A 21,259-nucleotide genomic window follows, 5' to 3' on the forward strand; every position below is an offset into this window, starting at 1 on the left:
TGCGGGGTCATCCCCGCGGTCAACGGGGAAAGGGTTTACAAACGCCCGGGAGTCATTACTCGCCGGTCGCCTTGGCGATGATCTCCTTCGACACGTTGGCCGGAACCTCCGCGTACGAGTCGAACACCATGGAGTAGTTCGCCCGGCCCTGGGTCTTCGACCGCAGGTCACCGATGTAACCGAACATCTCCGAGAGCGGAACCAGCGCCTTGACGACACGGGCACCACTGCGTTCCTCCATGGCCTGGATCTGACCACGGCGGGAGTTCAGGTCGCCGATCACGTCGCCCATGTAGTCCTCGGGCGTCGTGACCTCGACCGCCATCATCGGCTCGAGGATCACCGGACCGGCCTTGCGGGCCGCTTCCTTGAGCGCTTGCGCGCCCGCGATCTTGAACGCCATTTCCGACGAGTCGACGTCGTGGTAGGCGCCGTCGAGCAGCGTGACCTTCAGGTTCACCAGCGGGTAGCCGGCGAGCACACCGTACTGCATGGCGTCCTGGGCGCCCGCATCCACCGAAGGGATGTACTCCTTCGGCACGCGGCCACCGGTGACCTTGTTCTCGAACTCGTAGTGCGCGCCGTCCTCGCCGACGAACGGCTCCAGCGCGATGATCACCTTCGCGAACTGGCCGGAACCACCGGTCTGCTTCTTGTGCGTGAACTCGAGCTTCTCGACCTTCTTGGTGATCGTCTCGCGGTAGGCCACCTGCGGCTTACCGACGTTCGCCTCGACCTTGAACTCGCGCTTCATGCGGTCGACCAAGATGTCGAGGTGCAGCTCGCCCATACCGCCGATGACGGTCTGGCCGGTCTCGGCGTCCAGCTTGACCGAGAAGGTCGGGTCCTCTTCGGAGAGGCGCTGGATCGCGGTGCCCAGCTTCTCCTGGTCGGACTTGGTCTTCGGCTCGATGGAGACCTCGATGACCGGGTCCGGGAAGGTCATGGACTCGAGCACGATCTGGTTCTGCGGATCGCACAGGGTGTCACCGGTGGTGGTGTCCTTGAGGCCGATGACCGCGTAGATGTGACCGGCCGAAGCCGCGCCGACCGGGTTCTCCTTGTTGGAGTGCATCTGGAACAGCTTGCCCAGACGCTCCTTCTTGCCCTTGGTCGAGTTGATGACCTGGGCGCCGGAGTCGACCTTGCCGGAGTACACGCGGACATAGGTCAGCTTGCCGAAGAACGGGTGCACCGCGATCTTGAACGCCAGGGCCGCGAACGGCTCGTCGGCGCTCGGCTTGCGGGTGAGCAGTTCCTCTTCCTTGCCGGGCACGTGGCCGGTGGTGGCCTCCACGTCCAGCGGCGAGGGCAGGTAGTCGATGACCGCGTCGAGCATGGGCTGCACGCCCTTGTTCTTGAACGCGGAGCCGCACAGCACCGGGTAGAGCTCGGAGGTCACCGTCAGCTTGCGGATGGCGCCCTTGATCTCTTCGACGGTCAGCTCTTCGCCGCCGAAGAACTTCTCCAGCAGCGCCTCGTCCGACTCGGCGACGGTCTCCAGCAGTTCCTGGCGGTACTGCTCGGCCTGCTCCTTCAGGTCGTCCGGGATCTCGACGACCTCGTACTGCTCACCGAGCTTGGTCTCGCCACGCCAGACCTTGGCGTTGTTCTCGACCAGGTCGACGATGCCTTCGAAGGTGTCCTCAGCGCCGATCGGCAGCTGGATGACCAGCGGCTTCGCGCCGAGGCGGTCCTTGATGGTCTGCACGGTGAAGTAGAAGTCGGCACCGAGCTTGTCCATCTTGTTGACGAAGCAGATCCGCGGCACGTCGTACTTGTCCGCCTGACGCCACACCTGCTCGGACTGCGGCTCGACGCCCTCCTTGCCGTCGAACACCGCGACGGCGCCGTCGAGCACGCGCAGCGACCGCTCCACCTCCACGGTGAAGTCGACGTGCCCGGGGGTGTCGATGATGTTGATCTGGTTGTCTTTCCAGAAGCACGTGGTAGCCGCGGAGGTGATGGTGATACCACGCTCCTGCTCCTGCTCCATCCAGTCCATCGTGGCGGCGCCGTCGTGGACCTCACCGATCTTGTAGGTGATGCCGGTGTAGAAGAGGATGCGTTCGGTTGTGGTCGTCTTGCCCGCATCGATGTGGGCCATGATGCCGATGTTGCGGACCTTGTTCAGGTCGGTGAGCACGTCCTGTGCCACGGAAATCTTCCCCGCTCGTAGCTAGTTGGGATTATCGGGGACGACCCTGTGGTCGCCTCTATGTCAACGCAGGAAGCGGCCGGTGAGTGCCGCCTCCTGCTGTGCCTCCCGACCCAGACGACGGGCCGGGCAGACGTCACCAGCGGTAGTGCGCGAAGGCCCGGTTCGACTCGGCCATCTTGTGGGTGTCCTCGCGGCGCTTGACCGAGGCGCCGAGGCCGTTGCTGGCGTCGAGCAGTTCGTTGGCCAGGCGCTCGACCATGGTCTTCTCCCGGCGCGCACGCGAGAAGTTGACCAGCCAGCGCAGGGCCAGGGTGTTGGCGCGGCCCGGACGGACCTCGACCGGAACCTGGTAGGTGGCGCCACCGACGCGGCGGGGCTTCACCTCCAGCGACGGCTTCACGTTGTCCAGCGCGCGCTTGAGGGTGACGACCGGGTCGGTGCCGGTCTTCTCGCGCGCCTGCTCCAGCGCACCGTAGACGATGCGCTCTGCGGTGGACTTCTTGCCGTCCAGCAGGATCTTGTTGACCAGCTGAGTGACCAGCGGCGAACCGTAGACCGGGTCGTTGATCAGCGGACGCTTGGGTGCGGGGCCCTTGCGTGGCATATCAGCTCTTCTCCTTCTTGGCGCCGTAGCGGCTGCGGGCCTGCTTGCGGTTCTTCACACCCTGGGTGTCGAGCGAGCCGCGAATGATCTTGTAACGAACACCGGGGAGGTCCTTCACACGACCGCCGCGCACGAGCACCATGGAGTGCTCCTGCAGGTTGTGCCCCTCGCCCGGGATGTAGGCCGTGACCTCGACCGAGCTGGTCAGGCGAACACGCGCGACCTTGCGCAGCGCGGAGTTCGGCTTCTTCGGGGTCGTGGTGTACACGCGGGTGCACACGCCACGACGCTGCGGGCTCCCCTTCAGGGCCGCGGTCTTCGTCTTGGCGACCTTGTCGCGGCGCCCCTTGCGGACCAGCTGGTTGATGGTTGGCATAGACCGGCTTTCCTTATTAGTTAACGCGGTGTGTGGACTTCATGTCTGTTTTGTTCGCGGCGCTCCCGGGGCCCTTCGCGGAGGCAAGCTTCCACTGCAGGGCCCGTCGTTCACATCGCTGTCATCGAGCTTTCACTCGCACGTCCGGCCACGTTTCTCGCGTCCCGAGGTCGGGCGTGTCGCGCGCGGCGCGGAGCCCTTATTCCGGGCACGCTGGAGTCGTCGGCCGCTCTCGCTGGCCTACGGTCACGCACGAACTTGCCCGCATGCTTCCGGGCACAGCGGTCCACGATACCCGTGGCCGGGACACAGGGTCAAAGCGGGTCGGCTCGACGAGCATTCACCTGGCCAGGTTCAGGGTCAATTCCATCAGCTTCTTCGCCGCGTCGCACGGATCGGGGTGCGCCGAACCGGGGCGGTAGTTGATCCACCAGCCGATCACCCCGTTGTCCGGTGCGCTCGCCGTCACACCGCAGGAATCCGGGTCCTTCGGCCTGCGGATCTGCAGCGCCAGCGAACTCTGGATGGTGATGTTGGTGGTCTCGTAGCCGAGTTTGTTGTTCGTCTGCTTCTCGTTGCTGAGCGTCCCGTTCTCGTACCAGTTGAGTGTCGCCATCCCGTTGCCGCCGGGCGCGCCGACGAGGTCCCACATGCACACCGCGCCGAAGAACGACTCGCTGACCGTGACGCTCTCGCCGATGGCCTTGCCGATCTGATCCTCGGACAGGATCTGGCATTCCCGCAGCAACTTGTCCAGCCTGGTGTTCACGGGCTGGCTTCCGCCGACGGGCTGTGGCGAACCGGGCACCACTTGACCGCACCCGCCCGCGGACAACGCCACCGCCACCGCCGCGGCGGCCACCGCGCCGCGCCCGCGCAGAACTCGTCGCACGTTCATCCCCTGCCCCTCACTGCATCCGCTGCAGAGTCAGCTCGGCGAGAGCGCGGCTACGATCGCACGGATTGCCGGACACGGCGCCGAACTGTCCGATGTTCGTCGACCACTCGAAGAAGTCGTCACCGAGCTGCACCGCCAGATCGCAGATCGCTCCGCTCGGATCCAAGGCGGCGAATCCGTCGCGCCCGCCGATCTTTATCGGGTCCGGCGCCCGCCCGTTCACCGTCACCCAGGCCCGCTCCCGCTCGATCGGACTACCCCGATACGAAGCGAAAGTGATACTGGGAGAACCGATTCCAGCAGATTGCCAGTTGCAGCCGACCGCGTTGCGGAACACCCCCGAGATCCGGCCGAGACCGCCGAGAGTGCGCACCTCGTCATCGGTCACGTGCCCGCACTCCCCGACGAACGGACCCAGCGCAACCACTTTGGGCGCCGGACGCGACGGACCGGAGTCCTCGGCGTCTCCGCCCGAACCGCAACCCGCCAGTGCGAGTACCAAGGCTGTCGCGGTCACGACCGCCGACTTGATCCGCATGGAATGAACTCTACCGATTACGCGCCGGGCGGACGGTCCGACGAACACGGCCCGGCAGCGCGGTGAGCGCCGACCGGGAGACCCGAACGCAGCCTACAGATTGCCGCGAGCTTGCTGTTCGCGCTCGATCGCCTCGAACAGGGCCTTGAAATTGCCCTTGCCGAAACCGAGGGAGCCGTGGCGTTCGATGAGTTCGAAGAAGACCGTGGGGCGGTCGGTGAGGGGTCTGGTGAAGATCTGCAGCAAGTAGCCGTCCTCGTCGCGGTCGACCAGGATGCCGCGGCGCTGGAGTTCTTCGACCGGGACCCGGACCCGGCCGATGCGGGCGCGCAGTTCGGGATCCTCGTAGTAGGCCGCCGGCGTCTCCAGGAACTCGACGCCCTCTTGGCGCAAGGCGTCGACACAGGCGAGGATGTCGCCGGTGGCGAGCGCGATGTGCTGGACTCCCGGACCGCGGTAGAACTCCAGGTACTCATCGATCTGCGAGCGTTTCTTGCCGACGGCGGGCTCGTTGAGCGGGAACTTCACTCGATGGTTGCCGTTGGCCACTACCTTGCTCATCAGCGCGGAGTACTCGGTGGCGATGTCGTCGCCGACGAACTCGGCCATGTTGGTGAAACCCATGACGCGCCGATAGAACTCGACCCACTCGTCCATCCGCCCGAGTTCCACGTTGCCCACGACGTGGTCGATCGCCTGGAACAACCGAGCCGGAGCGCCGTCGCGCCGCCGGTAGTTGGAGCGGCGCGCGACATAGCCGGGCAGGTAGGGCCCGTAGTAGCGGGAACGGTCGACCAGCGTGTGCCTGGTGTCGCCATAGGTGGCCAGGGCGGCCGAGCGAACCGTGCCGAAGTCGTCGGTCTCGTCGTGCGGTTCGACCAGGACGGTGGCGCCGTGGGTGCGCGCCCACGCCACACAGCGGTCGACGTCGGGCACTTCCAGCGCGATGTCGACCACGCCGTCGCCGTGCCGATCGTGGTGGGCGACCAGCGGACTGTCCGGGTCGACCGCTCCGGTGATCACGAAACGCGCCGCGCCGCTGCGCAGGACGAACGCCTTGTGGTCGCGATTGCCGGTCTCCGGACCGGAGTACGCCTCCAGCCGCATGCCGAACGCGGATTCCAGGAAGTGCGCGGTCTGGGTGGCGTTGCCGACCACCCAGACCAGAGCGTCCCATCCGATGACCGGAAACGGATCACCGCTGTTGTCGTGCTCGACCAGCCCCACCAGCGTGCGCAGTTCGCCGTCGCTGGGACCGGCGCCGGACCGGACTTCCCGCAGGTGCTCGATGGTCATGTTCCAAGGAAATCGCCGGGTCCGCCGGATAGGCAACAGCATCGATTCTCGATAGACAGGGTGGCGAATTCGGCTAGCAAACGACGCCTGATGCTGGACAATTTGAATAGCAGGCAGGCCAGGCGGCGAGCCCGGCCCGGTGCCGGAACGGAGGCCGTCATGGCGCGCACATCGGCGAAGCTCGACGAGCTCGATCTCGCCATCCTCACCGCGATGCACGAGTACCAGAAAGCGGGCATCCTCGAACTGTCCCGCCGGACCAGAGTGGCCAGGGCCACCGTGCAGTCCCGGATCGCGCGCATGGAGGAGTCCGGCGTGATCGCCTCCTACGACCCGCAGATCGACGTCACCGCGGCGGGGTTCGACGTGCAGGCGTTCGTCACGCTGGAGATCGCCCAGGGTGCGCTGGACACGGTGGCCTCCGAACTCGACGCCATCCCCGGTGTGCTGGAGGCCTACGCCACGACCGGCACCGGCGACGTGCTGTGCCGGATCGGGGCCGACTCGCACGCGGGGTTGCAGGCCGTGCTGCTGAGCATCGACCGGACGTCCTCGGTGGTGCGTTCACACAGCGTCATCGTGCTCTCGACCGTGGTGGCACGCCGGGCACTGCCCCTGCTGCGCACGCTGAGCCCGACCGGGACCGCCAAAGCGCCCGCCTACCGACCGGCCCGCGAGCCGTAGCAGGTCAGGGGCGCAGGTCGGCGTGGACGTCGAGGATTTCGACGCTTCCCTGCTTGTCGCCCTCCAAGAAGCCGAGCAGAGCGTGCGCCTCCGCCTCGACATCCGCGCGCTCCGCCGCCGTCCACTTGCGGGTCGGACTGATGCGGAGCCGGGCGGCGCTCGCGTTCGTGAAGACCTTGTACATACCCGCGAGGAAGCCGTCGACCAGCACCGGGGACACCTGAGCGGCGAACGCGCGCAGCGGAGGGGCCGCGCCGTCGGGCACGATCCGGGTCCGGTCCCGGTGCGACAGCACGGCGTTGTCGTACCAGCCGAGCAGCCGCACCGGAGCGGGGACGTCCGGATCGGCGAGTTCGCCGTCGGCGACGTCGTAGAGCGTGCGACCGCGCTCGTCGGTGTAGGCGCGGACCCGATCGCCCAGTTCCGCCACGGCCTGCTTCATGCCGAGCAGCTTCGACCAGGTCTGCATGTCCATGGTGCTCGCGGGGCCGAAAGCACGCAGGTACCGGAAGATCAACTCCGCCAATGGATATGCGGGGTCCAGCGGCGTGCCCAACCAAGGCTCCACCCGCGACCAGACCGGTCTGCTGTTGTCCTTCCACTTGCCCCGCGGCGGGGTCTGCAACACCGGCAGCTGGTACAGCCAGGTCTGCACGACCGCGCCCGGGTCGCGGTCGGGGTACAGCTCGGCGGCGCGGGCGCGCAGGTCGGCCGCGGACATCGGCTCGTCGCCGAGCGTCGCTTCGCCGTGCCCGCGCACCTCCTCCGGATCCAGCCCGACCATCGCGCCGTAGTTGAAGCCCTTGCGGAAGGGCACTTTCTCCAGCTCCGGCTGCACGTGGGGAGCGATCCGCACCGCGTCGGGCGGCGTGACCAGGTGAATGGTGCCGCGCATCAAGGTGATCCGGACCAACGACCGGGCCTCCAGCGCCTCGGACACCGTCGCCGGATCGAAGGCCGCGACGCGGCTGAACAATCCGACGAACGGCGGCAGCGAATCCTGCGCCTGCAAACCGACGAGATGCTCGCACATCTCGTGCACCGTCAGTGACGAGCGCTCGAGCAGATGCTGGCGAGCCAGCAGGGTCCGGTTCAGTACCCGGGTGGACAGCTTCACGACGCGGGGCCGGTCTCTACGTCAGCGCAGCGTGACCACGACCTTGCCGGTGGCCGTCCGGTTGTCCAGCGATGCGACCGCCTCTGCGGCCTTGTCCAGCGGGTACAGCACCGGCTCCGGCGGCGCGATCTTGCCGGAGGCCAGCAGCGGTTCCACCTCGGCCCACTGCTCCTGCAGGTAGCCCGGATGCGACATCACCCACTCGCCCCACGCGGCGCCGGTCACCTCGACGTTCTTCAGCAGCAGCCGGTTGACCTTGACCGTCGGGATCTCGCCCGCGGTGAATCCGACGACCAGCAACCGGCCCGCGGAGGCGAGCGAGCGGATGCTGTCGGTGAAGCGGTCGCCGCCGACCGGGTCGAGCACGATGTCGACGCCGCGGCCGCCGGTCAGTTCCTTCACCGCGGCAAGCCAGCCGTCGGTCAGCACGACGTCGGTGGCGCCGTTGGCCCGCGCGACCTCGGCCTTGGCCTCGGTGCTCACCACGGCGATCACCCGGCCCGCTCCGAGCGCGGCCGCCATGCGCAGCGTCGAGGTGCCGATGCCGCCCGCGGCGCCGTGCACGAGCACCGTCTCGCCTTCCGCCAGCCTGCCCCTGGTACGCAGGCAGAAGTGCACGGTCAGGTCGTTGAACAGGATGCCTGCGCCCGCCTCCAGCGAGACGTTGTCGGGCAGGCGGAACACCATCTGGGTCGGCGTCACGGCCGTCTCGGCCATCGCGTTGCCGAGCATGGTCAGCGCGATCACCCGGTCACCCGGGCGCACGTGCGCGTCCTCGGGGGCTTCCCGGACGATGCCCGCGACCTCGCCGCCGACGACGAACGGCAATTCGGGCTTCATCTGGTACAGGCCGCGCGTCATCAGCACGTCGGGAAAGGCCACGCCGGCCGCGTGCACGTCGATCACAACGCCTCCCGGGAATGCCACCGGCTCCGGGATGTCCACGATCTGGACCGCTTCCGGTCCTTCCAGCTTGCTGACCTGGGCTGCGCGCATGTGCCGACCTCTCTGTCCTCGCACCGGCCTGATCCGCGCCGGCGCCACACCGACAACATAACCGGCCCGGTCCGGCGACGCCCGTCCGGACGCCCGATTTTGCTATGCTGGCCGCGACCTCGCGGTCGGGAGGGAAGGGGGATTCATGGTCGAGCAAAACCAGTCACAACCTGCGACGACGATGCAAGTCGATCCGGCGGCGCTGCGCTCGTTCGCGCAGACGCTGCACACGGAGGCCACCTCGGTCGCCGGCCTCGGCGGCGAGGGTTTCGCCGCCGCGGTCGGGGCGCTGCCCGGCACCGATTTCGGCTCGGTGGCCCAGCGCGCGAACGACGCCGCGCACCGCTGCCTGGAGCGAATCGGCTCGCGGCTCACCACGATCGCCGACAACCTGCACAACGCCGCGGGCAAGTACGAGCTGGCCGAGGACGATTTCGCGGCGAAGCTCCGCACCATAGGACTCCAGGTGCCATGACCCTCACCATCCCAGACGTCGAGAACTGGCAGCCGGAGCAGCTCACCGCGGCGGGCGCGCTCGCCGAACGGATGTCGCAGGGCCTGGACACCGCGGTCGGCAAGGGCGCGGACGACACGAAAGCGCTCGCCGACGCCCAGCAGTGGTCCGGCGCCGCGGGCGACGCCGCGAACGCCAGGATGCAGACCGAGAAGACCCGCGCCTCCTCCGTGAGCGCCGCACTGCTCGAACTGAAGACGGCCTTCACCACCCAGGTGCAGAATCTCACCGAGGCGAAAGCCAAGGTGGTGAGCCTGCGCGACGACGCGCTGAATCAGACCCCTCCGTTCGATGTCGCGCCCAACGGCACCGTGGACGCCAAGACGCGCATCGACTACCTGCGCTCGCACGCGGACAAGGCCGACGTCGAAGGCCTCGTCTTCCAGGAAGCGCTGCAGGCGGCCTCGCGGACGTGGGAACTGACCAACGCTCTCAAGACCGCCGAAGACGTGGCGAACCAGGCGAAGACGCAGGTCGAGGGCGCGGTCGGGAAGCTGGAGGCGGCTTTCGCCGGGCTGGGTGAGCCCGCCGCCAACGTGCCCGCGGCTCCCACCGCGCCCGCCGCCACCGCACCCGCCGCCGCGTCGGGAACTCCGGTGGCCTCGTCGCACCAATCGAGCCAGCTCACGTCCGGACACCACAACTCCGGCTCCCCGCACGGCATCTCGTCCGGCACGCCGTACCACGGCAGCCCGAGTTCGTCCGCGCCGTCCGGCCCCATGCCGACCGGCGACGTCGCGCAATGGATCGCCCAAGCGAAGCAGAAGCTCATCGCGATGGGTTACAACCCGGCGGACATCGACGAGCGGGCCATCGCGCTGATCATCGAGCACGAGTCCGCGGGCAATCCGTACGCGGAGAACCGCTGGGACAGCAACTGGGTGGCCGGGCACCCGTCCAAGGGCCTGATGCAGACCATCGACAGCACGTTCAACGCCTACAAGGCGCCCGGCCACGACGACATCTGGAACCCGGTCGACAACATCATCGCCGGCGTGCGGTACTCCATCGACCGCTACGGCTCACTCGGCAACGTACCCGGCGTGGCCGCCGTGAATTCGGGCGGCGCGTACCAGGGTTACTGACCGGCGCGCGGCCATGCCCCACGCCCGTCGAGCCCGGCGACCGTGCGCCGCGTGCGCGCAAGACCCCGTTTTTGCTGGCCCACGTCCCGGCTGACGGACTATTAAGGAGGTACGGACGGCTCGACGCGAGGGTGTGACGTACGCCCCGTAAAGTCGTCACAACAGCACCGCACGAAGAAAACGCGGCACACCGTGCAGCGCGAGGAGCACAAGTGTCACTCGATCAGCCACTCGCCCCGCTTCCCCAGGAGGGCATGGGCTTTGCTTCGGCGTGGCCCGTCCGGGCTGGCGATGTGGATCCCTACGACCGGTTGCGGTTCGACGCCGTCGCCCGCTACCTGCAAGATATCGCCTGGGAAAATCTGCATAGCACCTTCTTCCACCGCACCGACCCGAACTGGATCGTCCGGCGCACCGTCATCGACGTGATCCGGCCGATCCTGTGGCCGGACGAGGTGCACCTGCTGCGGTGGTGCTCGGCGATGTCCACCCGGTGGACCAATATGCGCGTGCGGATCACCAGCGGAAACGGCGGGTTGATCGAGACCGAGGGCTTCTGGATCAACATCAGCGAGTCCACCGGCATGCCCGCCAGGATCAGCGACGAGGGCCTCGCCTACCTCGCCCGCACGTCCACCGAACACCGCCTGCGGTGGCGGCCCTACCTGACCGACGCCACACCGCCGGAGTCGGACACCGACCTGCCGTTCCCCGTGCGCGCCACCGATATCGACCAGTACAACCACGTCAACAACGCCTGTTACTGGCAAGCGGTGGAACAGTTCCTGGTGGAATATCCCAAGCTGCTCGCGGGCCCGCATCGCGCGGTGATCGAATACGTGGCGCCGGTGCTGGCACGTCAGCACGTGAGCGTCCGCAGCCGGTACGAACCGGGCGACCGGACCGGCCAGCCGGTGCTGCGGCTGTGGTTCGTGGTCGGCGGGACCACCACGACCGTGGTCCGCATCATGCCGTTGCCGGGCTCCCCCGGCTCCCCCGCCTCTCCGAGTTTTTAGGCCGTACCAGTCGCGAACCGCGGGAGTCACGTTCAGGTCCTGCGTTGGGTGGCGCTCGGTTTTCGGGCGTACCCGGTGAGTTACCCATGTCCTTGCGAGATCAGTCGACCGGTTCTCGCCGAGATGATTCGCCTTGGTGGCGACCACGGCGAGTGTGCGCAACGGCCCGAAGCCCGCTCGCCCGCGACCACGTCCGCGGAGGCGCGATCGGCGCGTACTCATTTTTCTCTACGGCCGATACTCGGGGCCACATCGGCACCGTCTTGCGAGTGGAGCCGGTCGGGCGCGGGTGGTCCGACCGGCGTCCTGGATCGTCAGCCGCGGGCGGCTTTGAGCAGGTCTTCGCGGGTGGTGAACTTGACCCGGGGTCGGCCCGCGGACTTGCCCGCGGCCTTTTCCGCCTGGTCGATCGCTCGCCAGCCCGCTCGGTCCACCAAGTCGGCCTGACGCTCGGTGAGCAGCGCCTTGAGCGCGGCGCGGTCGGCCTGCGGCGCGGCCAGTTTGCCCGCGGTGAAGTCGGCGAGCAGGTGCTCCACCGTCTCCTCGGCGTCGGTGCGGTTGGAACCGATGACGCCGCGCGGTCCCCGCTTGATCCACCCGCTGACGTACACGCCGCTCAGCAGCGTCCCGTCCGCGCCGACGACCCGGCCGTGCTCGTTCGGCACGACGCCGCGCCGCTCGTCGAACGGCAGTTCGCCGATCCGCTCGCCGCGGTAGCCGATGGAGCGCAGCACCAGCGAGGTCTCGATGCTCTCGGTGCGGTCGGTCGGCCGCGCCACGAGCTGACCGTCCTCTTCGAACAGCTCGTTGTGCACGACCTCGATGGACCCCACCCGATCGGTGCCGGTGAGCGCGGCGGGCGAGGTCAGATAGCGGAACACGATCCGCTTGTTGCCCTCGGCCCTGCGACCGCCCGCGTACTCCTTGGCCAAGGTGTATTTCAGCGCCAGCGACGGCTCCACCTGCGGGTCGTCCACGAGCGCCTGGCTGGCGTGGTCGAGTCGCAGATCACTCTCGTCCACGACGACGTCGACGCCCTTCAGATGCGCGAGCGCGAGGAACTCCGGCGAGGTGTAGGCCGCCTGCAGCGGGCCGCGCCTGCCGAGCACGACCACCTCGCGAATGTTGCTCTGCCGCAGGGCCTCCAGCGCGTGGTCGGCGATGTCGGTCTTGGCGAGTTCGTCCGGATCTACGGTCAGCACCCGCGCCACGTCCAAGGCGACGTTGCCGTTGCCGACGATCACCGCGCGCTCGCCGGACAGATCGAAGCTCCGGTCGGCGTAGTCGGGATGGCCGTTGTACCAGGCGACGAACTCGGTGGCGGAGTGGCTGCCAGGCAGGTCCTCGCCGGGGACGCCCATCCTGCGGTCGCTCGACGCGCCGACGGCGTAGATCACGGCGTGGTGGTGGCGCAGCAGTTCCTCGTGCGAGATGTGCGTGCCCACTTCGACATTGAGGTAGTACTGCAGCGTCTCGCGGCGGAACGCGGACTCGAACATGCCCGAGACCGTCTTGGTGCCGGGATGGTCGGGCGCGACGCCCGCCCGCACCAGACCCCACGGGGTCGGCAGCCGGTCGAACATCTCGATTTCCACGTCGGCCCTGCGCAGCAGCTCGTCGGCCGCGTAGCAGGCCGCGGGCCCTGCGCCGACGATCGCGACGCGCAGGGTGCCCAGCTCCTTCGGCGGACGCGAGGGCGTGACGATCGGATCGAAGTTCGACTCCAGCGGATGCCGTTGGAAATAGGCGGCATTGATGTCGCGGAATCGCGCCAGCGAAGCGGTCAGGTCGTCCTCGGAGAAGATGGCCTCCACCGGGCACGCGTCGACACAGGCGCCGCAGTCGATACAGGTGTCGGGGTCGATGTAGAGCATCTCGGTCGTCGCGAACTCCGGCTGGTCCGGAGTGGGACGGATGCAGTCGACCGGGCACTCGGAGACGCAGCTGGCGTCGTTGCAACAACGCTGCGTGATTACGTAGGCCATATTGTGCTGATCCTCGAAGAAGTACGTGGGCTGTGGCCACCCAGGGGTTGTGGTGGACAGATGAGCGGCGTCCCGCACGTCCGTCGCGAGGGTCGCCCGCGGCAGTTCGTGATGTGATGCCGCTTTCAGTTTGCCTCGAGTGTGGTCCGGACCTCTCCCCCGGAGGGCTTACCGTATCCCCATGGCGCGGACTCTGATCCTCATGCGGCACGGCAAGTCGGCCTATCCGGAGGGCGTCGACGATCACGAGCGACCGCTCGCGCCGCGGGGCAGGCGCGAGGCCGGACTCGCCGGGGAGTGGTTGCGCGCGACCCAGCCTCCGATCGACGCCGTGCGCTGCTCCACCGCTATCCGCACCAGGCAGACGCTGTCCTCGACCGGGATCACCGCGCCGGTGGTCTTCGAAGCGGGGATCTACGAGGCCGCGCCGGAAACGCTCATCGAGCTGGTCCGCCTCAGCGACGACGACGTGGCGACACTGCTGGTGATCGGGCACGCGCCGGGCATGCCGTGGACGGCTTGGGAACTGGCGAGCAATCGCGACAGCGCCCCCGCGGTCGAACTCAGCCGGAAGTTCCCGACCTCAGCGCTCGCGGTGCTGCGCTTCGATCGCGACTGGGCCGACGTCGATCCGGGTACCGGAGAGCTGGTGCAGTTCCACATTCCGCGCTGACCGCACGCGCGGTCAGCGCAGTAATCTGCCGCCGACCACGACGACCCCACCGAGCACGAGCAGCAGCGCGAACGCGGCGAGTCCCCCGAACAACCACCACACCACGCCGAGCGCGAGCGCGAACGGCGCGACCGCTATCGCGGTGATCACCGGGCTTTCCTTGACCGTCGCCCAGGCCGAACGAGCCCTGATCCGGTCGATGTCCTTTCCAGGCATGTGCCCAGGGTAGGCCGGAATCCGGGACTTTGTCGGTGCACGGTGGAATGCTCGCCGGATGGATTGGAAAATCGAGCTCGTCGCCATCCCGGTGACCGACGCCGACCGCGCCAAGGACTTCTACACCAAGATCGGCTTCAACGCCGATCACGACCACCGGGTGAACGAGAACCTGCGCTTCGTTCAGCTGACCCCGCCCGGCTCCGGCTGCTCGATCTGCCTCGGCGAGGGCATCACCGACGCCGAGCCGGGCAGCGTGCGGGGCATGCAGATGGTGGTCGCCAGCGCCGAAGACGCCTACCGTCAGCTGATCGCCGCCGGTGTGGAGGCCACGCCGGTCGAGGACCTCGGCTGGGGGCTGTTCACCTTCTTCGCCGATCCGGACGGCAACAAATGGGCCGTTCAGCAACTGCCCGACTACAGCAGCTGATCGGAGGGGGTGTCCGAGTCAGAAGCAATACCGCCCGTAGCGGCAGCGGGCACAGATGCGCTCGGCTCGGACCACCACTGCGGTCACCGACTTCGTCGACCGGGAGAACACCCGGAGAATTGGTCTTGCATGGAGTGCACTCCAGGTGATTAGCGTCGTCAATGTTCAACGAGAAGGGCGAGTGCAGTGACCGAGCGTCGGCGAGTGAACCGAGGACACAGGACGAGCGCGGGCGAGGCGCGGTCATGAGCGAGACCGCGTCCGCGCTGACCGCGAGCGAGGATCGGGAACTGCCGCGGTATTCGATCGGCGAGGTGTCCGAGCGATCGGGGCTGAGCCGGGATACGTTGCGCTGGTACGAACGGATCGGGCTGATGGACTACATCGGCCGGGACCACTCCGGCAAGCGCCGGTTCAGCGACCGGGATCTGGAATGGCTGGCGCTGATCGGCCGGCTGCGCACGACCGGCATGTCGGTGGCGGACATGGTTCGCTACGCCGAGCTGGTGCGGGCGGGAGACGCCACGATCCCGCAGCGGCTGACGATGTTCCGGGACACTCGCGCCGAGGTACTCGCCAAGATCGATGAACTTCGGCAGACCCTGGCCGTGCTGGACTACAAGATCGCCCTCTACGAGGACAAAGTCGAGGCAGCCCCGCCGGCCGAGGTCATAGCGCACGACAGCGAAGGGATCAAGCTATGACGAGCACGGACACGCTGCCCACCACCACCCTGGGCGCCGGCGGCATCGAGGTGGGGACGCAGGGTCTGGGCTGCATGGGCATGAGCGAGTTCTACGGGCCCAGCGATCTCACCGAATCCAGGGCGACCCTGGATCGAGCGCTGGAACTGGGTGTCACCCTGTTCGACACCGCCGATATCTACGGCTCCGGGCACAACGAGGAATTCCTCAGCGATTTCGTCCGCGGCGAGCGCGACCGGCTGGTGATCGCCACCAAGTTCGGCATCGTCCGCAAGGCCGACGACCCGGCCTACCGTGGCTTCGACAACTCTCCCGCCTACATCCGCGCCGCGGTGGAGGGCAGCCTGCGCAGGCTGGGGATCGACACCATCGATCTGTACTACATGCACCGCAAGGACCCGGCCGTGCCGATCGAGGACACTGTCGCCGCGATGGCGGAACTGGTGCGGGAGGGCAAGGTCCGCGCTCTCGGGCTGTCCGAGGTGACGGGCGCCGAACTGCGCGCCGCGCACGCGGTGCATCCGATCGCGGCCGTGCAGTCGGAATGGTCGCTGTTCTCCCGGGACGTCGAACGCACCGTGGTGCCCGCGGCGGCGGAACTCGGCGTGACCTTCGTGCCGTACTCGCCGCTTGGTCGCGGCTTCCTGACCGGAGCGTTCACCGGCACCAGGGACACGAGCGATTTCCGTTCCTCGATGCCGCGCTTCACCGGCGAGAACGCGGTGCGCAACGCGGAACTGCTCGAGCCGCTGCGCGCCATCGCCGATGCGCGCGGCATCACCCTGGCACAGGTGGCGCTGGCCTGGGTGCACGCACAGGCCGGTGTGCACGACCTCGCCGTGGTGCCGATCCCCGGCACGCGCAGCCGTACCCGGCTCGCCGACAACGTTGCCGCCGCGACCATTTCGCTCACCGCCGACGAACTGGCCGCGTTGGAGCCGATCGCCGGCCGGGTGGCCGGAACCCGGTACGCGGACATGTCGTTCACCTCGGCGGGCCGGGAGTGACCCATTCACCAGATCAGGAGAGGCCCATGTCGACGTTGACGCTCAATGTCCGCTTCACGGCGAAGCCGGGGCGCGAGTCGGAACTGAAGGATCTGCTGCAAGGCATGATCCAACCCACGCTCGCGGAGGAGGGCTGCATCCGCTACGAGCTCTACCTGCATCCCACCGACGAGAGCCGGATGGTGCTGCTGGAGGAGTGGGCCGACGAGGATGCCCTCGCGGCGCACTTCCGGACGCCGCACCTGAAGGCGTTGGCCACGGCGCTGCAGGACGTTCTGGTCGAACCGTTCCAGCTGCGGCGGTTCACCGAGATCGGGTGAGCGCGGCGGTGGTCCTGGGCCGCGCTCCGGCCCTGGACCACCGCGAACTCGCGTGGCCGAGCAGTTTCCGACCGGATCGCGCCCCGGACCGAAGTCCGCTTCTTCGACTGCGCGATCGGCGCCGTTCACCGGCGGGACTAACATCCCACGAATATGAGCCCCGAAGCGCCGCGAGACCGCGTCTGGATCGACAAACGGACGCCGACCGCGTTCCGCGCGCTGAACAGCGTCGCCAGCGAGGTCAGGGCCGCCGCGGCGGCGGCGGGACTGGATCGCCGGATCGTCGAGCTGATCAATCTGCGCGTTTCCCAGATCAACGGCTGCGCGTACTGCCTCGACGTGCACTACCGGGCCGCTTTGGCGGCCGGGGCCACCGAGCAGGAGATCGCCGTGCTGCCCGGATGGCGCCGCGGCGGCACGTACACCCCGTTCGAGCAGGCCGTGCTCGCGATCGCCGAGGTGACGGCGACGCTTCCCGACGAGCACGTCATCGAGCGCGAGTACGCTTCGGCTCGCCGGTATCTGACGGACGATCAGCTGTCGGTCGTCATCTGGGTGGCCACCACGATCGGCGCGTTCAACCGGGTGTCGATTCTCAGCAGGCACCCGGTCCGCGCACGGAAGGAGAACGGAACCATGACCGAATCGGCTTCGGAGTCCAAGGTCGTCCGCAACGACGAGCGGCATCGCTACGAGGTGTTCTACGGCGGGGAACTGGCCGGCTTCGCCGACTACGAGGAACGCGACGACGAGACGGTGTTCACGCACACCGAGGTCGACGGCGCGTTCTCCGGGAAGGGCCTCGGCTCGGTCCTGGCCAAGAGCGCGATCGAGGACGCCGTCGAGCGCGGGCGCGTGATCCGCCCGGTGTGCCCGTTCATCAAGGCGTACCTGGACAAGCACCCGGACTACGACGAACACGTGATCGGCAAGGGCGTCGATCGGTGAGTGATCTGGATCCGCGCCCGGCCGAGACGCTGTGTGAACCCGCGCCCGGCCCCGGCCCGGTCGCGGAGCGGTATCCGGCACGCGAGGTGCCGCTGGGCGGGGTGCGCGGCGTGTACGTCGAAAGGGTGCTGCCGCAACGCGATCTGCCCACCGTCGGCGCGTGGTGCTTCCTCGATCACTTCGGCTCCCCGACGGTGACCAAGACCGGTGCGCCGCCGGACATCGATCCGCATCCGCACATCGGCCTGCAGACGGTGACCTGGCCGTTCGAAGGCCGCATCCGGCATCGCGACTCGGTCGGGTCGGACGTGGAGATCGAGCCCGGCCAGCTGAATCTGATGACTTCCGGACGCGGCATCGCCCACTCCGAGTACGCGGTGCCCGGCGCTCCGGCCGGGCACGGATTGCAGCTGTGGATCGCGCTGCCGGGCGACCGCACCGGCATCGCCCCGCATTTCGAGCAGCACCGCGAACTGCCGGTCGTCGAGGCGCCCGGTCTGCGCGCGATCGTGCTGATCGGATCACTGGCCGGCAAGACCTCGCCCGCCATCGCCTACACGCCCATCGTCGGCGCCGATGTGCGGCTCGAGGCGGGAGCCGACGTCACCCTCCCGCTGAACCCTCGGTTCGAGCACGCGGTTCTCGTGATCGAGGGCGAGGTGAGCGTCGCGGGCGACGAACTCGCCCCCGGACCGCTGCTGTATCTGGGCACCGACCGCGATGAACTCCAGCTCACCAGCGCGGGCGGCGCGCACTTCGCGCTGATCGGCGGCGAGCCGTTCGGCGAGGAACTGGTGATGTGGTGGAACTTCGTCGGCCGCGACCACGAGGACATCGTCGCCGCCCGCGCCGATTGGGAGAACCACGACGTCACCCGCTTCGCCGACATCGCGGGCCACACCCCGCAGCAGCGCATACCCGCCCCGCCCCTGCCCGGACTGCACCTGAAGCCCCGCAAACGCCGGATCGGCCCGGCCCGGGACTGAGCGCCGTCTCGTCCGGCCGGCCCTTCGCTTCGGCTCCGCTCACGTCACCGCGACCGGAGCCGAAGCGCCCGGGCTCAGCCGCGGGCGAGCAGCGCGTCGAGTGCGCGGTAGCTCTCGTTGAGCCCCGACTCCATGCCGGACTGCAGCATCCCGTCCCGTTCCTGCGGCGTGTGGAACTGGCTGTCGGTGACCACCTTGGTGCGACCGTCGCCGAGGTCGACGAAGCTGACGCTGTCGATCGCCACATGGGCGGGCATGCCGTCCCATTCGAAGGAGTACACGATGCGCTCCTGCGGGGCGATCTCGCGGAAGCGGCCCTCGAATCCGTGGGCCTCCCCGTCGGCGTGCTCGACGAAACGCCAGTGGCCTCCGGCGCGGAACTCCCAGCGCTCGATATCGAGCCGATTGCCGCGACCCCACCACTGAGCGAGCTGTTCGATCCTGCTGTAGGCGGCCCACACGCGCTCGCGCGGCGCGTCGAAGATCCGCTCGATGTGGATCGCGCGGTCGGTGTCGGCCGTGATGACGGCGTCGTTCGTGGTTGTGCTCATCGCTCCTGCTCCGTTCGTTCGAGGAATTCGCCCAGACGGTCCAGCCGCCCTTCCACCATCCGCCGGTAGCCCTGCATCCAGGCCACTTCGCGGTCGAAGACGTTCTCGCCGAGGCGGCAGTACCGCACCCGCCCGCGTTTCTCCGTGACCACCATGCCCGCCGCCTCCAGCAACTGGATGTGCTTCTTGACGCCGGTGAGCGTCATCTCGAAGCGCTCCGCCAGTTCGCTGACGGTCGCGGGCCCACTGCCGAGGCGTTCGAGGATGCCACGCCGGGTGGGATCCGCGAGCGCTCCGAAGGAGGCGTCCAAGAAGTCATACTGAACCATCTAGTTCAGTGTTACGCAGAAACGGACGCGCGTCAAGAGGGAATCGCACGCCGGCATGTCCAGCGCCTCGAACGACGGGCGACCGAGAACTCAAGACATGGCGCACCGACGAGACCAGGGCCGCGGCCTACCCAGCGGTGCGGTGCGACAGGGACTTTCCAAGCCGCAAGCGGTGATGAACTGTCGCTCAGCCCTTCTGATCGAGCCCGCCGGGCGGTATCTTGTCCGGACGAACCGGACACGGGGCGGGACACGGAAAGAGCACGATGAGGATCTCCCAATTCACCGCGACGACTCTGGTGGCGTTGGCGGCCACCGCACTCACCACGAGCGCCGCGCACGCGCAGCCCGCGCCCGCCGACGCGCCGCTGGACCTGCACGGCACGTTCCATCAGGTCGCCTACGAAGTCGCCGCCAGCGAGGATCGCCGTGCCGCGGTGGCCACCCTCCAGGACGGCACATTCGAGCTGACCCACGACGACCGGGTGGTGACGGTGGCCGATCGCGAAGGCCAGATCGTCGCCGCGCTACCGATGACGCTGCGCATCGGTGACCAGCGAGTGGCGCTGCGGCCCGTGCTCGAGGACGCGGGCCACCGCCTCACCGTCGCGCCGGTCGCGATGACCGACGCGCCGGTGCGCGACATCGGCGCCCAGGAGCGGTTCTACGCCGAGGCGGAGAAGGTCATGCCGACCATCCTGGCGGGCGCGGGCATCGGCGCCGCCATCGGCTTCATCGTCGGATTCCCCCTCGGCCTGTTCGTGATCGACTTCATCACCGTCCCCGTCGCCGCGGTCGCCGGCGCCGCGATCGGCGCGATGGCCGGGTACGTCATCGGCGGCGGACAGCCCGCCGTCGACGCGGCGCTGGAGTACGTCACCGCGCCCTAGTCGAGCCGGTCGGCTGGCGTCAGCCGCTGCGTGCCGATCACCCGCAGCAGGTCCAGCTTCTCGGCCGCGTCCGTGCCCGGGCGCGGTAGGTAGACGAGCAGGCGCTGGGCGGCGTTGGGCGTGAGCAGCGTTTCGCAGACGATGTCGATCAGCCCGACCTGTGGATGCAGAATGCGCTTGATGTCCGACAGGCGCACGGACACCTCGTGTTCGTTCCACAGCCGATCGAATTCCGCGCTCGCGGAGCGCAGTTGCGCGATGAACTCGACCACATCCGCATCGGCCGCCCTGCGCGCGGCCGTGGCGCGCAGATCGGCGACGTGCCTGCGGCTGAGCCGCTCCCAGTCCTCCTCCGGGAAGCTCGTGCGCGCGGACGGATCGGTGAACCAGCGGTAGGCGTAGTACCGATCCCAGCCGCGCCGTTCGGCGTGATCGCCGACCAGCAAGGTGTGCATCCGGTTCTGCACGAGCACCTCGCCGAGATCGGTGACGACCGTGGCCGCGGTGTCGTCGAGCTTGGCGAGCAGGTGCATGAGGCCGGGGCCCACGTGCTTGTCGGTCGTCTCGCGTCCCGGCGGGGCGTGGTCGCACAGGTGGTAGAGGTGGTCGCGTTCGTCGTTGCCCAAACGCAGGGCGCGCGCGAGCGAGGCGAGCACCTGGGTGGACGGACGCGGGCCGCGCGACTGCTCCAGCCGGGTGTAGTAGTCGGTCGAGATGCCGGCGAGCAGGGCGACCTCGTCGCGGCGCAGCCCCGGCGTGCGGCGCCGGGTGCCGGGCGGAACTCCCACGTCGGCGGGCGTCAACTGCTCCCGGCGACGGCGTAGGAAATCGGCGAGTTCGGGGCGGTCCATGCCACTACTGTCCCCCGACACGGCGCGCTCAGCCAGGGATCGCCGCTCCTACGACAAACGATCTCTCCCGGCTCGCGCCCCACC

25 protein-coding genes and 1 pseudogene are annotated in these 21,259 nt (G+C 68.3%); 13 read left to right on the top strand and 13 right to left on the bottom strand.

Annotated features, from left to right (window positions below; translation table 11 throughout):
* Positions 1–55 precede the first annotated feature (55 nt).
* The 6 genes from fusA to hppD all read right to left on the bottom strand — a co-directional run bounded on the left by fusA (position 56) and on the right by hppD (position 5,873).
* Positions 56–2,158 (bottom strand): elongation factor G, encoded by a 2,103-nt coding sequence (fusA, locus tag ACWDMM_RS29915; RefSeq protein WP_195083235.1) that lies wholly within the window; start codon positions 2,156–2,158, stop codon positions 56–58.
* A gap of 136 nt (positions 2,159–2,294) precedes the next feature.
* Entirely contained in the window at positions 2,295–2,765 is a 471-nt protein-coding gene (gene rpsG / locus ACWDMM_RS29920; protein ID WP_014353063.1) for a 30S ribosomal protein S7, read from the bottom strand.
* A gap of 1 nt (position 2,766) precedes the next feature.
* Positions 2,767–3,141 carry a 30S ribosomal protein S12 gene (gene rpsL / locus ACWDMM_RS29925; protein ID WP_039801925.1) on the bottom strand — a complete coding sequence of 125 codons (375 nt, stop codon included), beginning with the start codon at positions 3,139–3,141 and terminating at the stop codon, positions 2,767–2,769.
* A 340-nt stretch (positions 3,142–3,481) separates the two neighbouring features.
* Positions 3,482–4,039: a DUF3558 domain-containing protein gene (locus tag ACWDMM_RS29930; RefSeq protein ID WP_195083236.1), complete on the bottom strand. Its 558-nt coding sequence runs from the start codon at positions 4,037–4,039 to the stop codon at positions 3,482–3,484.
* Positions 4,040–4,049: 10 nt separating this feature from the next.
* Entirely contained in the window at positions 4,050–4,577 is a 528-nt protein-coding gene (locus ACWDMM_RS29935) for a DUF3558 domain-containing protein (RefSeq protein ID WP_195083237.1), read from the bottom strand.
* Between the two features lie 93 nt (positions 4,578–4,670).
* Positions 4,671–5,873: a 4-hydroxyphenylpyruvate dioxygenase gene (gene hppD / locus ACWDMM_RS29940; RefSeq protein WP_195083238.1), complete on the bottom strand. Its 1,203-nt coding sequence runs from the start codon at positions 5,871–5,873 to the stop codon at positions 4,671–4,673.
* 159 nt (positions 5,874–6,032) lie between these two features.
* Here hppD and ACWDMM_RS29945 point away from each other — a divergent pair, with 159 nt between their 5' ends.
* Positions 6,033–6,557 (top strand): Lrp/AsnC family transcriptional regulator, encoded by a 525-nt coding sequence (locus tag ACWDMM_RS29945; protein WP_195083239.1) that lies wholly within the window; start codon positions 6,033–6,035, stop codon positions 6,555–6,557.
* Positions 6,558–6,561: 4 nt separating this feature from the next.
* Here ACWDMM_RS29945 and ACWDMM_RS29950 read toward each other — a convergent pair whose 3' ends face one another.
* Both ACWDMM_RS29950 and ACWDMM_RS29955 read right to left on the bottom strand, forming a co-directional pair.
* Complete coding sequence (locus ACWDMM_RS29950; RefSeq protein ID WP_195083240.1) at positions 6,562–7,674, bottom strand: winged helix DNA-binding domain-containing protein; 1,113 nt, start codon at positions 7,672–7,674, stop codon at positions 6,562–6,564.
* A 21-nt stretch (positions 7,675–7,695) separates the two neighbouring features.
* Positions 7,696–8,670: an NADPH:quinone oxidoreductase family protein gene (locus ACWDMM_RS29955; protein WP_195083241.1), complete on the bottom strand. Its 975-nt coding sequence runs from the start codon at positions 8,668–8,670 to the stop codon at positions 7,696–7,698.
* Positions 8,671–8,815: 145 nt separating this feature from the next.
* On the opposite strand from ACWDMM_RS29955, the gene ACWDMM_RS29960 reads away from it, so the two are divergent.
* The 3 genes from ACWDMM_RS29960 (at position 8,816) to ACWDMM_RS29970 (ending at position 11,285) form a co-directional block, all read left to right on the top strand.
* Entirely contained in the window at positions 8,816–9,145 is a 330-nt protein-coding gene (locus tag ACWDMM_RS29960; protein WP_195083242.1) for a type VII secretion target, read from the top strand.
* Positions 9,142–10,269, top strand: coding sequence for a transglycosylase SLT domain-containing protein (locus tag ACWDMM_RS29965; protein WP_449940637.1), 1,128 nt, complete (start codon positions 9,142–9,144; stop codon positions 10,267–10,269). Before ACWDMM_RS29960 ends, ACWDMM_RS29965 begins: the two co-directional genes overlap by 4 nt.
* A gap of 212 nt (positions 10,270–10,481) precedes the next feature.
* Positions 10,482–11,285, top strand: a complete 804-nt coding sequence (locus ACWDMM_RS29970) for an acyl-[acyl-carrier-protein] thioesterase (RefSeq protein ID WP_195083244.1) — start codon at positions 10,482–10,484, stop codon at positions 11,283–11,285.
* A 314-nt stretch (positions 11,286–11,599) separates the two neighbouring features.
* On the opposite strand, the gene ACWDMM_RS29975 is transcribed toward ACWDMM_RS29970, so the two are convergent.
* The gene (locus tag ACWDMM_RS29975; RefSeq protein ID WP_357111610.1) at positions 11,600–13,270 is read right to left on the bottom strand and encodes an FAD-dependent oxidoreductase; all 1,671 of its coding nucleotides are present in this window, start codon (positions 13,268–13,270) and stop codon (positions 11,600–11,602) included.
* 181 nt (positions 13,271–13,451) lie between these two features.
* On the opposite strand from ACWDMM_RS29975, the gene ACWDMM_RS29980 reads away from it, so the two are divergent.
* On the top strand, positions 13,452–13,943 hold the full coding sequence (locus ACWDMM_RS29980) for a SixA phosphatase family protein (RefSeq protein WP_195083246.1): 492 nt from the start codon (positions 13,452–13,454) through the stop codon (positions 13,941–13,943).
* A gap of 12 nt (positions 13,944–13,955) precedes the next feature.
* Here the strand turns inward: ACWDMM_RS29980 and ACWDMM_RS29985 are convergent, their stop codons facing one another.
* Positions 13,956–14,159, bottom strand: a complete 204-nt coding sequence (locus ACWDMM_RS29985) for a hypothetical protein (RefSeq protein ID WP_195083247.1) — start codon at positions 14,157–14,159, stop codon at positions 13,956–13,958.
* 58 nt (positions 14,160–14,217) lie between these two features.
* Here ACWDMM_RS29985 and ACWDMM_RS29990 point away from each other — a divergent pair, with 58 nt between their 5' ends.
* The 7 genes and pseudogenes from ACWDMM_RS29990 (at position 14,218) to ACWDMM_RS30020 (ending at position 18,554) form a co-directional block, all read left to right on the top strand.
* Positions 14,218–14,589: a glyoxalase superfamily protein gene (locus ACWDMM_RS29990; RefSeq protein ID WP_195083248.1), complete on the top strand. Its 372-nt coding sequence runs from the start codon at positions 14,218–14,220 to the stop codon at positions 14,587–14,589.
* A 245-nt stretch (positions 14,590–14,834) separates the two neighbouring features.
* Positions 14,835–15,293: a MerR family transcriptional regulator gene (locus tag ACWDMM_RS29995; RefSeq protein ID WP_195083249.1), complete on the top strand. Its 459-nt coding sequence runs from the start codon at positions 14,835–14,837 to the stop codon at positions 15,291–15,293.
* Complete coding sequence (locus ACWDMM_RS30000; RefSeq protein WP_449940641.1) at positions 15,290–16,300, top strand: aldo/keto reductase; 1,011 nt, start codon at positions 15,290–15,292, stop codon at positions 16,298–16,300. Before ACWDMM_RS29995 ends, ACWDMM_RS30000 begins: the two co-directional genes overlap by 4 nt.
* Positions 16,301–16,326: 26 nt before the next feature.
* The gene (locus tag ACWDMM_RS30005) at positions 16,327–16,620 is read left to right on the top strand and encodes a putative quinol monooxygenase (RefSeq protein WP_195083251.1); all 294 of its coding nucleotides are present in this window, start codon (positions 16,327–16,329) and stop codon (positions 16,618–16,620) included.
* A gap of 153 nt (positions 16,621–16,773) precedes the next feature.
* Positions 16,774–17,244, top strand: a pseudogene (locus ACWDMM_RS30010) (carboxymuconolactone decarboxylase family protein); the annotation flags it as partial.
* A gap of 12 nt (positions 17,245–17,256) precedes the next feature.
* The gene (locus tag ACWDMM_RS30015) at positions 17,257–17,568 is read left to right on the top strand and encodes a GNAT family N-acetyltransferase (RefSeq protein ID WP_435406612.1); all 312 of its coding nucleotides are present in this window, start codon (positions 17,257–17,259) and stop codon (positions 17,566–17,568) included.
* Positions 17,565–18,554 (top strand): pirin family protein, encoded by a 990-nt coding sequence (locus tag ACWDMM_RS30020; protein ID WP_195083253.1) that lies wholly within the window; start codon positions 17,565–17,567, stop codon positions 18,552–18,554. The genes ACWDMM_RS30015 and ACWDMM_RS30020 overlap by 4 nt, the downstream gene beginning before the upstream one ends.
* A gap of 74 nt (positions 18,555–18,628) precedes the next feature.
* Here ACWDMM_RS30020 and ACWDMM_RS30025 read toward each other — a convergent pair whose 3' ends face one another.
* Together ACWDMM_RS30025 and ACWDMM_RS30030 are read right to left on the bottom strand one after the other, a co-directional pair.
* The gene (locus ACWDMM_RS30025) at positions 18,629–19,105 is read right to left on the bottom strand and encodes an SRPBCC family protein (protein WP_357111599.1); all 477 of its coding nucleotides are present in this window, start codon (positions 19,103–19,105) and stop codon (positions 18,629–18,631) included.
* Positions 19,102–19,434: an ArsR/SmtB family transcription factor gene (locus tag ACWDMM_RS30030; protein ID WP_195083255.1), complete on the bottom strand. Its 333-nt coding sequence runs from the start codon at positions 19,432–19,434 to the stop codon at positions 19,102–19,104. Before ACWDMM_RS30030 ends, ACWDMM_RS30025 begins: the two co-directional genes overlap by 4 nt.
* A 266-nt stretch (positions 19,435–19,700) precedes the next feature.
* Between ACWDMM_RS30030 and ACWDMM_RS30035 the strand changes: the two genes are divergently transcribed.
* On the top strand, positions 19,701–20,324 hold the full coding sequence (locus ACWDMM_RS30035; RefSeq protein WP_357111596.1) for a hypothetical protein: 624 nt from the start codon (positions 19,701–19,703) through the stop codon (positions 20,322–20,324).
* Here the strand turns inward: ACWDMM_RS30035 and ACWDMM_RS30040 are convergent.
* The gene (locus ACWDMM_RS30040; protein WP_449940647.1) at positions 20,321–21,175 is read right to left on the bottom strand and encodes a helix-turn-helix transcriptional regulator; all 855 of its coding nucleotides are present in this window, start codon (positions 21,173–21,175) and stop codon (positions 20,321–20,323) included. The genes ACWDMM_RS30035 and ACWDMM_RS30040 overlap by 4 nt on opposite strands.
* Positions 21,176–21,259 lie beyond the last annotated feature (84 nt).

The sequence above is a fragment of the Nocardia sp. NPDC003726 genome, assembly GCF_053586955.1.